General features: G+C 34.0%; 11 protein-coding genes. 4 read left to right on the forward strand and 7 right to left on the reverse strand.

Translation table 11 applies throughout. From position 1 onward, the window contains the following. Positions 1-65 precede the first annotated feature (65 nt). The 4 genes from FDY99_RS12525 to tsf form a co-directional block, all read right to left on the reverse strand. Positions 66-3,182, reverse strand: a complete 3,117-nt coding sequence (locus tag FDY99_RS12525; RefSeq protein ID WP_139421904.1) for a T9SS type B sorting domain-containing protein — start codon at positions 3,180-3,182, stop codon at positions 66-68. Positions 3,183-3,261: 79 nt separating this feature from the next. After that, entirely contained in the window at positions 3,262-6,102 is a 2,841-nt protein-coding gene (locus FDY99_RS12530; RefSeq protein ID WP_162304167.1) for a T9SS type B sorting domain-containing protein, read from the reverse strand. A 26-nt stretch (positions 6,103-6,128) separates the two neighbouring features. Further along, complete coding sequence (locus FDY99_RS12535; protein ID WP_139421908.1) at positions 6,129-7,163, reverse strand: IgGFc-binding protein; 1,035 nt, start codon at positions 7,161-7,163, stop codon at positions 6,129-6,131. Between the two features lie 200 nt (positions 7,164-7,363). Further along, positions 7,364-8,188, reverse strand: coding sequence for a translation elongation factor Ts (gene tsf / locus FDY99_RS12540; RefSeq protein ID WP_139421910.1), 825 nt, complete (start codon positions 8,186-8,188; stop codon positions 7,364-7,366). A gap of 143 nt (positions 8,189-8,331) precedes the next feature. On the opposite strand from tsf, the gene FDY99_RS12545 reads away from it, so the two are divergent. Continuing rightward, positions 8,332-9,039 (forward strand): DUF6759 domain-containing protein, encoded by a 708-nt coding sequence (locus FDY99_RS12545; protein WP_139421912.1) that lies wholly within the window; start codon positions 8,332-8,334, stop codon positions 9,037-9,039. Between the two features lie 58 nt (positions 9,040-9,097). Here the strand turns inward: FDY99_RS12545 and FDY99_RS12550 are convergent, their stop codons facing one another. After that, a complete protein-coding gene (locus tag FDY99_RS12550) occupies positions 9,098-10,054 on the reverse strand; it encodes an acetyl-CoA carboxylase carboxyltransferase subunit alpha (protein WP_074232107.1) in 957 nt (318 codons plus the stop codon). A 47-nt stretch (positions 10,055-10,101) separates the two neighbouring features. Beyond that, positions 10,102-11,829, reverse strand: coding sequence for a glutamate--tRNA ligase (gene gltX, locus FDY99_RS12555; protein WP_139421914.1), 1,728 nt, complete (start codon positions 11,827-11,829; stop codon positions 10,102-10,104). Positions 11,830-11,949: 120 nt separating this feature from the next. Between gltX and FDY99_RS12560 the strand changes: the two genes are divergently transcribed. From FDY99_RS12560 to FDY99_RS12570, 3 genes are read left to right on the forward strand one after another with little or no spacing between them, the layout of a single operon-like run. After that, positions 11,950-12,294, forward strand: a complete 345-nt coding sequence (locus FDY99_RS12560) for a phosphomannose isomerase type II C-terminal cupin domain (protein ID WP_074232105.1) — start codon at positions 11,950-11,952, stop codon at positions 12,292-12,294. 4 nt (positions 12,295-12,298) lie between these two features. Further along, on the forward strand, positions 12,299-13,120 hold the full coding sequence (locus FDY99_RS12565) for a DUF6492 family protein (RefSeq protein ID WP_139421916.1): 822 nt from the start codon (positions 12,299-12,301) through the stop codon (positions 13,118-13,120). 24 nt (positions 13,121-13,144) lie between these two features. Further along, entirely contained in the window at positions 13,145-14,359 is a 1,215-nt protein-coding gene (locus FDY99_RS12570) for a glycosyltransferase family 4 protein (RefSeq protein ID WP_139421918.1), read from the forward strand. A gap of 21 nt (positions 14,360-14,380) precedes the next feature. On the opposite strand, the gene FDY99_RS12575 is transcribed toward FDY99_RS12570, so the two are convergent. Then, a complete protein-coding gene (locus FDY99_RS12575) occupies positions 14,381-15,532 on the reverse strand; it encodes a glycosyltransferase (RefSeq protein WP_139421921.1) in 1,152 nt (383 codons plus the stop codon). Between the last annotated feature and the right edge of the window lie 14 nt (positions 15,533-15,546).

Here is a 15,546-nt window from a genome sequence, read left to right on the forward strand (position 1 = left end):
TCTTATTAATGTTATTTAAAAAGCCATAAATCTATATTATGGCTTTTTTATGATAATACTTTTAGTTATTCTCTGTTTTTTACCAGGATCCATCCAGTATATTTTATAGGCGTTTTTAGCATATTTGGTTCCGTCCAGTTGATATGATACCAATAAGTACCTGTTACTATCTTTTTATTAGAATGGGTTCCATCCCATCTGTAATTATTAGACTTATCCCCGGTAAATATTTTATTACCATATCTGTCATAAATTACAAAGATAAGATTGTCCTTGTAAGCTAATTCTCTGTAATCTATATAGTCATTAACGTTGTCTCCATTAGGAGTAATTGCATTTACTAAATTAGGTACAGTAACTTCTACTGAGATAGGGTTACAGTTGAAAGAATCTTTTACATAGAACGTATGTTGCCCTCTTGTAAGATTGGTAAATACATTAGAATCCTGCCAAGCGGTTACTCCGTCTACAGAAAACTGATACGGTGCTATTCCTCCGGTTACAATTACAGTAGCTGTATTGTTAGCTATTTCAATTGAAGTAATAACAGGATCTTGTGCTTTCTTTACGCTGACAAGTTGTTTAACAGAGCATCCTGAATCTTGAAGGATTACCCAATAATCACCTACTGCTACTCCTGCTATTGATTGGGTAGTCGCACCTGTGCTCCAACGATAAGATTGATATCCCGGACCTGCATCTAAAGTAGTTCTGTCGTCAATACAGATGTATTTGTCAACCAATAGAGGAGATCTTTTTGGAGCGGTTACCTTAAGGTTAATTTTAGCAATCGCATAGCATCCATTTGAGTTGAAAACTCTTGCATATACAGATCCGTTTCCTGAAATATAAGCATCAACTCCTACAATTTCATTGGTTCCGTTACTTGCATCTGTAGAAGTAGGATAGAATTTTTTGGTAACCGGTGCTTCAGCTGTTATATTTGCATTTACTAGATTAAATCTTCCCTTAGTTTCGTTGTTTTCTATGAAACATTCTGTTAAAGTTGCTTCCTTAACTACTGGAGTAGGAAAGAAATCTAAAGTAATTTTAGCATTTCCTACACAACCTTCAGCTGTTAAAACTCTTACATATACTGAGCCTAATCCTGAGAAATAATTCGTTGGATTAGTAATCTGATTGGTGTTTGCATTTAAATCAGCCAGGGTAGGATAGAATTTTTTTGTTGTTGGTACAGCATTGTCTGTTACATTTGCTGTAGTTAAATCGAAAAACCCTTTTCCTGCGTATTGACAAGCTTTGATGGTTCTGTCTGTCAGTACAAAAGGAACCACATTTAAATTTAAAGTTATCTGTTCACAATCTACAAACTCAGTAGCATTACCACAGAATTTATAAACAATTTTATCTGGGCCTATATATCCCGCGTTTGGAACATACGTTATTACTCCTGTAGATGGATTAAGTGTGGCTGTACCTTTTGTTGGTTGTGTAATAATTACCACAGTTCCTGGTGCTGGTATTTGAGTTGAACTTGTAAATGTTGGAACAATTGCTTTAGTACCACAGATATTTATCGTTTGAGTAGTTTGTCCCAAACATGTAAAGACCTTGTATATTGGAGTTGTCACAGGTGGGCAAGTTCCCATAGTTACCTTTACAGTATAGTTTCCGCCAACAGCAGGAGTTATTGTGTGAGAAGTTGCTCCCGCAATTGGTGCATTGTTCAAAAACCATTGATAGCTGTCATAACCATCATCAACTTCTAAAATAATTCCCGGAATACATTCACCAGTCTGTTTTGCAATTACAGGAATTGATGAGAATCCTGCAAAGTATCCGCCGTAACCAGAAGTGCTATACCCTCCATTGATACCTGCTGTAACTGCTTTGTTCGATACAATTGTTAAATTTCCTGACATCAATTCTAGTCCATAAGTTACCCAAGCGGTGCTCCCATTAAGAGGAAACGGACCTTGTGCAGCTGTAGGAGTTATTGGTGCACTTCCATTGGTCGTATAAGTAACAGTAGCGCCTGCTTCTGTGATGATGTTTAATTTTATATTCTGTTGAGTAGGAAAGGGAACAACACTTGTGCCACCCGTTCCTGTAGGCATTTCGTCAATTTTGGGTAATTCGTCAATTTTTCTTGGTAAAAAACAATTTAATGGCGGAATATAATTGAACCCACCTGTTTCATCCTGATTTAGAATAGACACCAATTGATATAAATACACATTTTTAGAGGTAGTAACAAACATATTAAAATGTCCTGATGTACCTTGAGCAACATAATCATTACCTGATATTCTGTACATCTGACCTTGGTTGAGTGTTGCAACTGAGGTTCCTGATCCATTAAGGAATACCTGAGTATTGTTTTCTGTAGCTACAATAATGCCTCCTTCCATATCTGCGGAAGAAGATCTGGTTCTTACCATAGCAAACGTACTTCCCAATCTTTCCACCGGTACCGATTGGTCTAATATAATATCAGATCCGCCGCTGGTAACATTCCCAAAATTACCATTCACATTTCCGTTGGTTAATGTAATGGGTTTGTTAGCTATGATTTTGGCTCCTATAAAGTTGTTGATGTTTTGACCGCCCGCTCCTGCTAATCCCGCATATACAAAGGACTCTCCTTTATTTAACGTAAATGTATTGGTTGTTGTGGCGGGTGCTCCACCTATAAAAGTAACGGCCGCATTCCAGGTAGTCGTAACTACTGTATTGTCTTCAGTTGCCATAACTCCTGCGGTAAAATTACTTGAAGTAGCGGTAGACGGCGTTGCCACTACATAAAATTCTTTTCCTGTGCCTGCTTTTCCTTTACTGGTGAGGATCTCCCCATGGGTAGTGCCACTTACCAATCTTAATGTACAAAAAAATGGTTTAGTAGCCTTAAGGTAAAGACCTCTGTTGATAACATTAAATGCGTTTGCTGCAGTATTTACCGATATATTTGCTGGAGGAATCGTAAATACTTTTGGATTTCCCTTACTTATGCTAACCACTCCTACTACATTACCCGGTGCTGTCGAACTATTACTTGTGATAGTGACATCAAAAGGAGTTACTGAATCTGTTGAAAGATAAATCGCCTGTGTAGTTGAAGAGGATGCATAGAAAGGTGCGATCCAATGTTCAGTATCTCTTTGCGCAAAAAGAGAATTGAATGTCAGAAAAACTAATACTAAGCTGAGTAGAAATCTTTTCATAAATTATGGAATTAGGATTTCTACAAAATTAAAATAATATTTAATATATTGTTAATAAATCATAAACAAAAATTAAAATCTATTCTCGATTCTTTATTAATAACCACCCAGAGTGAGAAACCGGTAATTTTGTGTCAGGCTCAATCCATTTGATAATATACCAATAAGTTCCTGTTGAAAGATTTCTTCCGCCAGATTTTCCGTCCCACTTGTAATTATTACCCGAAGATTTGTAAACTGCTGCACCATAGCGGTCAACAACTTCAATGCTTACCTGATCTTTTATTCTTAAATCAGAATAATCTAAAACATCATTTCTTCCGTCTCCGTTTGGAGTGATGGTATTAATTAAATTTAAAATTAAAAAATCTTTGATGACTGGTTGACAACCATCTCTTCCTATGACATAAACTTTGTAAGGGCCTCTAGATAAACCTGTAAATACATTAGAGTTTTGATAATCTGAACCATTTAATGAATATTGGTATGGTGCATTACCTCCCGTAACATTAATTGTGGCAGTAGTTCCTGTAACAACAATGCTCGTAATAGTTGGAGCTTGTGCTGCTGTTACCGTTACGGTTTGTCTGTAAATACAGCCATTAAAACCTAAATCCACATAATAAGTTCCTACGCCAACAGTAATGGTAGAAGTAGTGGCTCCTGTATTCCATAAATAAGAAGTGAATCCGTCTCCTGCATTTAAAACTGCTTTGTCATTTGAACAAATAATCTGATCTTTCAGAACCTCAGATTTTTTTGGAGATCTTAAGCTGATTTTTAAAGTTGCTGTATTCGGACATCCGTTATTACTCGTAAATCTAATATAAAATGTAGCCGGAGTGGTAATAATTTGATTTACTGCTAATCCGTTGATTCCTGATTGCGCGTCTGCCAAAGTTGCGTGGTAAGTTAATGTTACAGAAGGATCTGCAGTAAACTGATTTCTATAATCATTTAGATTAACACTTTGCGAACCATTTAAATCATTATCACAGATTTCAGCAGTAAAGTTTGTAGTAAGTAAGGTGATTTTATTACCTATAGTAAAATTAATTTGTCCAAAAGCAGTCGGGCAAATTGTACTTGTACCGTCTACTCTTATATAAACGGTTGTTGCTGATGTATAAGTCCAGTTAGTTGGAAGTGTGTTAGTATTTCCAGCATTTGCATCAGCTTGACTTAAATAATATCTTACCGTAAAATTGGCAGAATTTGTTACAACTTGTGGAGTAATAGTAGAGAAATTTACGTTCACAATTCCGTCAAAATTATCATCACAAAGATTACCATTAAAATTTGCGATATTAATATTAGGAACAGCATTTACTTTGATTGCTAAACTTGCGGTGTTAAAACACTGTGTTGCATTTGTAAATCTTAAATAAAAAGTTCCCGTTGCTCCGTTATTGATTGTTTGCGTTGCCGGAATTGCGTTTGCACCAGATTGTGCATCTGCCAAACTATTGTGGAAAGTAACATTGGTTCCAGGATCTGTAGTGAAAATGTTTTTATAAGTATTTAGATTCACTGTTTCAGATCCATTCATATCTGTATCGCAAATTTCTACAACGTGTGTTGGAGTTAGCAAAGGAACTTTGTTTTTAATAACAAAATTAATTTGCCCAAAAGCAGGAGGGCAACCGTTTGTGCTTTCAACTCTTACATAAACTGTAGTGTTTGTAGAGTAGTTCCAGTTAGTAGGCAATGTGTTATTATTTCCTGCAGTTGCATCAGCCTGATTTAAATAATATTTTACAGTAAAATTCGCTGAATTGGTAACAATTTGTGGAGTAACTGTTGCAAAATTGATGTTGATAACTCCAGAAGAATTATCATCACAAAACTCTGCATTATAAGTACTTGTATTGATGTTTGGAGCCTGATTCATTGTCAATGTAATCTGTGCAACTTTAGAACATCCGTAAGCCGAAGTTACATTAGCATAAATAATTCCTGCAGGTCCTGTATAATTGGTTGGATCAGTAATTTGCCCTGTTAAATTTGCATTGGTAAAATAAGTAATATTGGCTCCAACAGCTGATGTAACACTTGCAGTCGTTAGATTATAGGTTCCATTTCCTGCAGCGCTATTACAAATGCTTATTGAGGCATTGTTTACCTGAAGAACATCTGTGTTGATGATGATTCTAAAATATTCAAAAGCAAAAGGATTTCCATTTCCCTGAATATAATAAACAAATTGGTCTGTAGTATTTACAGTCGTTGCATTGGGGGTGTAAGTAATTTGTCCTGTGGTTGGGTTTACTGTTGCGGTTCCATTCGTTGGCTGAGAAATAATTGCAGTTAATGATGGAGCAATGGTTTGTGTAGAACTAGTAAATGCCGGAGTAATCACTTTGGTATTACAAGACCCGATGGTAAAAGTTGTTGTAGAAATTGGTGGACAAAGTGTGTAATTGTATATTGTAGTCAATTTTGTTTCACAATTATTCTTAGTTACTGAACAAGTATAAGCTCCCGCTCCATATAGTTCAGGATTAATGGAAAAGGTAGTTGCGCCTGGAATTGCAACACCATTTAAATACCATTGATAACCATCGTAATTATTATCAACCTGCAAAAGAATTCCGGCGTAGCAATCACCGGTTTTTGTAATTGCCGGAACTGATGAAAATCCTGCAAAGTATCCACCGTATCCTACAGCGCCACTTCCTGCAGCAATTCCTGCGGTCATTGCTTTCGTAGAGTTTAATGTTACATTTCCTGTTACATTTTGGATAGAATAACTTACCCAATTCGGATTTCCTGTTACAGGATAAGGTCCGTTTCCTGCTGCAATATTACCTCCGTTTAAAGTTACGGTAGCTCCGACTTGAGTGATAATATTTAATCTTGTCGAAAAAGTCTGTCCTCCGATTCTGTTGATAAATCCAATTTCGTCAATTTTATTTGGCATAAAACAGCTTAATGGCGGGATGAAATTCATTCCCCCGAAGCATATTCATTTCCGTTGGTAGCACCCGAAAGAAGTTGGTAAACATATACATTTTTAGTTGAAGAAATATTCATATTATAATGACCATTTCCCTGATGTTGGTATCTTGTACTTGGTACTAGATAATGTTGACCTTCATTAAGATTTATTACAGCTCCGCTTCCGTTAAATGTGATCTGCGTATTGTTTTCTGTAGCAATAATCAGAGCGGTTTCCATTTCAGAAGTTACCGTTCCATTTCCTTTTACCACTACAAAATCTTTTCCTAAACGATCTACAGGAACCGCCTGATCCATCAAAATATCATTGTTGGTAAGGTTTTGAGAAGTATAGGCTGCGTTAAAGTTTCCGTTGGTCACAGAAATAGCTTTTGTAGCAACAATTTTTGCGCCTACTAGTCCTGTTTTATTGATATTAGAAGTAGAACTTACAACATCTAAGATGTAAGATTTTCCTTTATTAAGTGTAAAAGTTCTTGTGGGTGAAGATATTCCGTCTGAAAAAGTAATACTCGGATTGTAGCCGGAAATTGTAACAACTGTATTGTCTTCAGTCGCAGTAACTCCGATTGTAGCATTCATATGGTTTTCAGATCCTGAAATAGGAGCTACTCCCGCATAAAATGTTGTTCCTAAACCGGCTGCTCCTTTTGAAGTAAGAATTTCAGCATGATTCGACATTGCAAACCTATAATTGGCAAAGAATTTTTTAGGACCTTTCACATTCAATCCCATGTTATTTGGGGTAAACAACTGGTTTTGAGCTGAAGCGATCAAAAAACTATTGGGAATAATTACTTGTGTCGGATTATTCTTACTTACCTGTACCGTTGTATACAATGTGTTATTGTTGAAGATCTGTACCGAAAAAGGCACTGTTTCATTGGTTGATAAATATAAATATCCTTCAAGACCACCGGTTCCGGCCTTTGCAGACATTGGAGCAAACCAGTGCTCTGTATCAAGTTGAGCATTAAGGATAAAACACCAAAATGTACAAATAATAAGTAAAAATTTTTTCATGCCTCAGTTTTAGGGGCGACAAATTTAAGTATTAATAATCAATTTTTTACAGTATTTTTTTAACACTTTTTTAATATTTAACGAAATGTGGAAAACTTAAAACTAATTTCATATATTATTAATACCGTAAATTGATGTTTTCACAAAAAAAATCCCGATGAAAGAATCATCGGGATTACTATTTTAAATTTGAAAAGCTATTATAAGCTAACTCTTACAAATCCTGTTACTTTAAGATCTCCGTTTACAGATTTTACATAATCAGCAACTGAAATAGAGTTGTCTTTAATGAAATCTTGGTGTACCAAAGTATTGTCTTTGTAGAATCTCTGCATTTTACCTTTCAAGATATTATCGATAATGTTTGCAGGCTTACCTTCTTCAGTAAGTTTGTGTCTTTCGATTTCCAATTCTTTGTCGATAGTTTCCTGAGAAACAGCAGTTTCGTCAAGAGCGATTGGATTCATTGCAGCAGCCTGCATAGAAACAGCTTTAGCAGCTTCGTCAGAACCTTCTACTTTAGCAGAAAGTGCAGTGATAGCAGCGATTTTGTTTCCAGCGTGGATGTAAGCTCCCAAGAAAGGTCCTGAGATTCTTTCGAATGCACCAATCTCGATTTTCTCACCGATAACTCCAGTTTGCTCGATCAATTTATCAGCAACAGTCATTCCGTGGAAATCTGTAGCCAATAATTCTTCTTTAGTAGCAGCGAAAATAGCCATTTCAGCTAATTCGTAAGCTAGCTCGATGAACGCTTCGTTTTTAGCAACGAAGTCAGTTTCGCAGTTTAAAGAAATAATAACACCTAAAGTATTATCTTCGTTTACTCTTGCGATTACTGCACCTTCAGAAGAATCTCTGTCAGCTCTGTTAGCAGCAACTTTTTGTCCTTTTTTTCTAAGGATATCTACTGCTTTTTCGAAGTCTCCTTCTGCTTCAACTAGAGCTTTCTTGCAGTCCATCATACCTGCACCTGTTTGGTTTCTTAATTTTGCTACGTCTGCAGCAGCTGGTGAATAAGACATAATATTTATTATTTTTTATTTAAAATTATAATTAACTTTAATAGTTTATTTTTGAGCAGGGCAAAGATAATGATTTTAATGATAAACTAAAAAATGACTTTTAACGTTATAGTATTTATTTAATAAATTTTTAAAGATTTTACATGAAAAAACTATTTCTAATCATATTCCTTTCCATTTTCAGTGTAGGCTTTGCTCAAAAGAAGAAAAAAGCCAAAGCTAAAGTTGTTGATGAAAAAGAAACAGTTATTATTTATACGCTTGAAGAAGCTGAGTCTACTGCAGAAGCAAGAATTATCGCGGGTTTTATTAAACAAAATCCGGGACACGAAAAAAACGACAAGTTAAAAAGAAAACTTATTGATATTATTATGGCAGATAATTCCATCGAGGCGAAACCGACCATAAAACCTTTAAGTAAAAATAAAATTGAAAAAATTGTAAGTAATAACGAACTTAATAAAGGTAAAACTTTAGCTTCAAATACCAATGCAAAAACGGCTGCTACACCAGAAAGAACGGTTAATTATGCTGCAGTAGGAAGTTCAAGTAAAAAATCTGAACCTAGTGCTGAAGCAAAAAAAACAGCTTCTTATTTGACTCATCTCTTCAATAATGATCCTAACGATAATGAAGCTTATATTAATATTAAAAACAAATCGAAATGCAGATTAATTGTAAAAATAAACGGGAAAAAATATTATAATCTGGATGTGCCACCAAACGGACAAAATTTTGTAATGGTTGAAAAAGGAGAATATGTTTTAACTACATCGGTTTGTGATGCCAAATATTCTTCACTCAAAAAAGTAACAAGAGATATTGAAATTCAGTTAAATGTTGCTGAATAAAAAATAATAGAAAAAATGTAAACAAAAAGCGGTTAAGAATTTTCTTAACCGCTTTTTGTTATCCTTTAAATTGCCCCATCGCAATAAACTTGTCTTGTCTGTGAGTTTCAAGTTCCTTACCTGTAAATTTAGAGAAAGCTTTTATATTCTGTAAAATAGAAGCTTTTAAATTTAAATAAGCAACTTCCGGGTCATAATGAGCTCCACCAAGTGGCTCTTCTATAATTCCGTCGATGAATTTTTCTCTCAATGCATCTTTCGGAGTAAGATTTAGTGCGTTTGCAGCATCTTCTTTGTGATCCCAGTTTCTCCAAAGAATTGAAGAACAACTTTCTGGTGCAATTACGGTGTACCAAGTGTTTTCTAACATGTACACTTTGTTACCAACGCCAATTCCTAATGCACCACCACTTGCTCCTTCACCGATAATGTAAGTGAAAATAGGAGTTTTAAGCATTGTCATTTCGAAAATGTTTCTTGCAATTGCTTCACCTTGTCCTCTTTCTTCAGCTTCCAAACCTGGATAAGCTCCCGGTGTATCTACCAAAGTAACTACAGGAATTTTGAATTTTTCAGCAAGCTTCATTAGTCTTAAAGCTTTTCTGTATCCTTCAGGATTTGGCATTCCGAATCTTCTGTATTGTCTTTCTTTGGTTGTTCTCCCTTTTTGAGTTCCTAAAATCATGATTCTTTGACCATCCAATGTAGCCAAACCACCAATCAATGCAGGATCATCTGCGAAGTTTCTGTCACCGTGAAGCTCAAGGAAGCTTCCTTTATCTACCATACCTTTAATGTAATCTAAAGTATATGGGCGATCCGGATGACGCGATAACTGTACTCTTTGCCAAGGGGTAAGATTTCCGTAGATCTCTTTTTTTGTATCTCTGATCTTGTCTTCGATCTGGCTGCATGCTAATTTTACATCAACACCACTTTCTTCTCCTACCAAAGAACATGTTTGATATTGATCCATCAGCTCTTTTATAGGAAGTTCGAAACTTAAATATTCCATTCTTGAAGTAAATTAAATCTTTCAAATGTATGAAAAATTATGAAAACCTATTTAAAATTATTTACAGCATTGCCTATTCTGGCGATACTTTCTTCTTTTCCAATGAGTTCCAAAATATCCGGAACGTCTGGCCCTTTCAATTCTCCTACCAAAGCTAAACGAAGAGGCATCATTACTTTCCCCATTCCCAAACCTTTGTTTTCAGCAAAGTCGTGTAAGTTCTGTTTGATGTTTTCTGAAACGAAATCATTGATTGAATTTAAATTTTCAGCAAATTCAGTCAAAAGATTTGAAGTTTCGTCATTCCAAGCTTTTTTTGAAGCTTTCTCATCGTAAGAAGTTGGCGCTTCAAAGAGAAACTTTCCATTTTCATAAATGTCTTTCGGGAAAGTCGCTCTTTCTTTCATTAGATGAATAATCTTTAATAATTTTTCATCATCTATATTTAAGCTTAAGTCTGAATTTTTAAGAATATCTAATAATTCTTCATTAGATTTCAATTGGATATAATGATGATTCAGAGATTCAGATTTCTCTTTACTAAATCTAGCTCCGGCTTTATGAACTTTATTTAAATCAAATTCTTTAATCATTTCTTCCAAAGTTAGATTTTCTTTATCGTCAGCAGGAGACCAGCCTAAAAGCGAAATCATATTAATAAATGCCTCAGGAAGATAACCACTTTCTCTATAACCTTTTGAAACATTTCCTGTTTTAGGATCTGTAAAGTTTAATGGAAATACTGGGAATCCGAATTTATCACCGTCTCTTTTGCTTAATTTTCCAGAAAGTCCTTTCTTTAAAAACTGTTTTACAGAAGCCGTGATTTCATTATCCTTATCATTTTCATTCAACATAGATTTAAATCTTGGACTTTTCACTTCTGAGAAAAGAGATTTAATAATTGTAGCCGATTCATCAAAAGAGAATTGATTGTTTTTGGCTACAAATTCTTCTGTGAAAGATTTTGTAATGCTATCAATGTTTTCTTTATTGATTAAAGTTGAAACATCAGGTTTTAAAATTAAAGAAAGGTGGGCAAACTGAGGAGCTTCCCAACCCATTGCTTCATATAATAAAGTGTGTAAACCTAAAGAAGGTAACCATTCTTCACCACGAATAACGTGAGAAATTTCCATCTCATGGTCGTCGATAATGTTGGCGAAGTGGTAAGTTGGCATTCCGTCGTTTTTTACCAAAACTTTATCGTCTAAAGTATCTGTATTTACCGCAGAATTCCCTCTGATGATGTCTACCAAACCTAAAGTTCTGTCAACAGGCATTTTAAATCTTACAACGTAAGGTGTTTTTGCCTCCAACAACTTTTGAACTTCCTCTTCAGAAAGTGCAAGACTGTTTCTTAAACGGTTTCTGGTTTTATTGTCATAAGAGAAAACATCGCCTTTAGCTTCGTATTCAGCACGGATTGCGTCTAATTCTTCCGCAGTGTCGAAAGCGATGTAAGCATAATCTGTTTTTAGGATTTGCTCTGTGTATTTATCGTAAATATCTCTTCTTTCAGATTGTCTATATGGAGCAAATTTTCCGCCTTTTTTAGGGCTTTCATCGGGGATGATTCCGCACCATTCCAAGGCTTCCTCAATGTATTCTTCGGCTCCTTCTACATATCTTGCAGTATCGGTGTCTTCTATTCTCAAAACAAATTCGCCGCCCTGATTTTTAGCAAAAAGATAATCATACAATGCGGTTCTTACGCCTCCCAAATGCAAAGGTCCTGTAGGACTTGGTGCAAAACGGACTCTTACTTTCTCCATTTTAAATAAAATTTTTGCAAATTTACTTAAAATTAAATGTTTTAATGATGTTTAATGTTTTCTATGTTGGGATTTTTAATCTTAATATTTACATTTGTATAAATTTTGAATTCAAAAAATATGTTAGAAATTGGCGAAAGACCTTGGGGTAAATATTATGTTTTGGCAGACGAACCTAATTATAAACTGAAAAGAATTGAGGTAAATCCGGGGCAAAAACTATCATACCAATATCATCATAAAAGACAAGAGCAATGGACGATCATTGAAGGTGATGCTACCATAATTTTGGATGATAAAGAAATAAAATTGTCTTACGGCGAAAGTATTTTCATTCCTTTAGGAGCCAAACACAGAATCATGAATCTTTCAGAAAAACCAGTTGTCTTCATTGAAGTACAAACAGGAACTTACTTTGGTGAGGATGATATTGTGAGGCTGAGTGATGAATATGACAGACAATAATTAAATGGAAAAATTAATATTATTCGTAAAAACTTACAGAGCTGATTTTGAGTCTTGTAGTAAGCTGATTAAGTCAATTAATCAACATAATAAAGATGAAATAAAACTTCTGATTTCTGTAAATGACGAAGATATTAGTTTTTTTAAACAAAATCTACAAACCGATCTTTTTGATGTTATAAAAGACAGTGATATTATTGCCATGGAAAATAAAGATCCTTGGCAATATCAACAAATTGTAAAATCTCAGTTACATAGACTAAACATCACAGAAAACTATGTGTGTTTAGATTCAGATTCTTATTTTATCAAAGATTTTTACATATCTGATTTTATTCAGGATGATGTTCCTTATACGATCATTCATCAACAGAAAGAGATGTTCTCTTGGTTGAGTAATAATCGTAAGCATTTTAAAGATGATCCGAAACAATATTTTGAAGATATAAGCAGAAAAATAATGGCTAAATTCGGACGTAAAGGGATTTGCTACGATTATGGTCCTTCACCAACAATCTGGTCAAACAAAGTTTGGAAAGATTTTCAAAAAAACTACTTAGACGCAAACAATATCAATTATCCGGATCTTATTCACGAGTTTCCGAGTGAATTTACATGGTACGGTGAATGGCTTTTGAAGAGCAATGTTATCCCTCTTTTCCCTAAAGAACCCCTTTTTAAAGTTTTTCATTATAAGAAGCAGTTTCAGGATTTTATAAAAGAAGGTCATACAAGAGAGTCAATTAAAGAGAATTATTTGGGTGTTGTTTTGCAATCGAACTGGAATCGTGACTTGAAATGGTATCAGAAAAAAATTAGTTTATAATTAAAAAATCAAATTTTGATCCCGATGAAAGTAATCTTAGACGCCGATGTAATTGCAGATTTCTATAAAGATAACCGTACCGGAATTTTTCGTGTTACTTATGAGATGTTCAAGGCTCTCAGCGAAAATAATTCAGTAGAGACTTTCTATGCTCATCTGAGTTTGTTTAATTATGAAACGAGTACAAGAGAATTAGACAATTTTTTTAATGAGAACTCCATAAAAATAAAAGCGGCGAATCATAGAGATAAAAGAAAATTTTTACCTCTTAGAAAAGAAAAGTTATTTCGAAAACTATACAAAAAGTTTGGAGTTTCCAATTTTGCCAATACTTATTTTGAAACCTTTAAAGAAGCTCAGATTTTTCATTCTTTTTATTATCCTATTAATAAAGAAATCAGAAAGTTTCCCAATTTAAAAAATGTTATTACAATTCATGATTTGATTCCTATTTTGTTTCCCGATCTCCATTTTACTTCTGGTTTTATAAAGGAAATTATTGCAAGTATTGGAAAAGACGATTATGTAGTTTGTGTTTCTGAAAATACTAAAAAAGACTTGCTGGAATTTGCTCCTCATTTGAATCCGGATCAAGTTTTTGTTAATTTATTAGCGGCTTCAAAATCACTTTTCTATGTTTGTAATGATGTCGAAAAGTTCAATGTCATTAAAGAGAAATATAATTTACCAGAGAAATATTTTCTGAGTGTAGGTACATTCGAACCCCGCAAAAATGTAGATTTTGTAATTCGAAATTTTCTTCAGTTTATTAAAGAAAATAAAATTGATGATGTAAGTTTAGTTCTTGTAGGAGCAAAAGGTTGGGATTACGACAAGATTTTCGAGCAATACAATAATGCTGAAGAATTAAAACATAAAATAATCATCACAGGAAGAGTTCCTGATGAAGAATTGGCAAGTTTGTACAGTCATGCTCATTCTTTTTATTATATGTCTTTATACGAAGGCTTTGGTTTACCTCCTTTAGAAGCTATGCAATGTGGTGTTCCTACGGTTACGTCAAATACTTCCTCATTACCGGAAGTTGTGGGAGATGCGGGAATTACTCTTGATCCTCAAGACAATAATGCATTGCAGGAAGTTATGCTTAGTTTATATCAAAATGAATCTTTAAGACAAGAATATTCTCGAAAAGGTTTGGAAAGGTCAAGACTTTTTTCGTGGGAAAAAAGTGCAGAAGATCTTATTAAAATTTATGAAAAAATTATTCAGGATTAAATTTCCTTTAATGTAATCGTTTTAGATATTTAAAGTTTTTTCCCAAAGCTCAACCGATTTTTTTTCTGAAAAATTATCCCTGAAAAAATGAATGGCTTCCTGTTTTTGTTTCTCGTAGTCTGATGAATTGTTTAAAAGGTTTTTGATAATATCTGCAAATACTTTTTCGTCATCACTTACCATACAGCCGTTATTTTTTTTGTCTGAAAAACCATCAACAGCTTTTTCGGTTCCTACAACAGGTATTCCATAAGACATTGCTTCTACAACTTTGATTTTTATGCCGGTTCCTTTCAGCATTGGGCAGATTGCAATTTTACTTGCATGATAATACGTCTTTAGATCATCTGCAAAAAATACTTTTTCAATACTTTCATGATCCGGAACATGCTTACAGATTCTTCCAATAATACAAATTTTTATTTCTTTAGGAAGAATAGGCAAAACTTTTTCAACAAACCAGTTAATCGATAATACATTGAAAGGATTGTCGCTGCCTACAAATATAAGATCATATTTTTTTTCGGTGTTTGTGTCTTCGAAATTTTCCGGAAAACTTGGCGGAATATTAATTACTTTATCTCCTAGAAAACTTTTGAAAATAAAATATTCATCCTGCGAAATGGTAACCACTTTATCGTAAAACGAAAGATTATTAATTTCTTCACCAAATCTTTTGCCTAAATCTAAGTTTTTATTGTTGTAAAACTCATTCAGAGTAATCCAGTCGTGAGTATCAACGATGGTTTTGGCTCCTTTTAAATCCTGATTGCGGATGAGGTCTGTCCAGAATTCATAATTGATAAAGATGTAATCGTACTTTTTCTTATCAAGAATAGCAGTGAAATTATCTTTTAAATATTGAGTAAGATATTGATTAGAATTTTCTTTATTAAATTTTTTCTGAATTTTATATTTCCAATACTCAAAAGTCAGTTTTTTCTTGGGTGGTTTGGTTTTTAGAACAAAAACTTCATTAATGATTTCAGGATCAATTCCTTCAGCAGTATCTCCGAAGCTATTGTAATAATCTTCTACACCAACAAGGTCAATATTTACACCTAATGATTTCAGTTGTTTAAGATTGGTGTAAGTACGCAAAACATTTCCTGCTCTTTTGGAGAAAGGACTTTCAGGAAAGAAAAATAATAAGTTTTTATTAGAAAAATTCATTAATGATTTTGTTT

The sequence above is a fragment of the Chryseobacterium mulctrae genome (assembly GCF_006175945.1).
In the GTDB taxonomy this organism is placed as follows: Bacteria; Bacteroidota; Bacteroidia; order Flavobacteriales; family Weeksellaceae; genus Chryseobacterium; species Chryseobacterium mulctrae.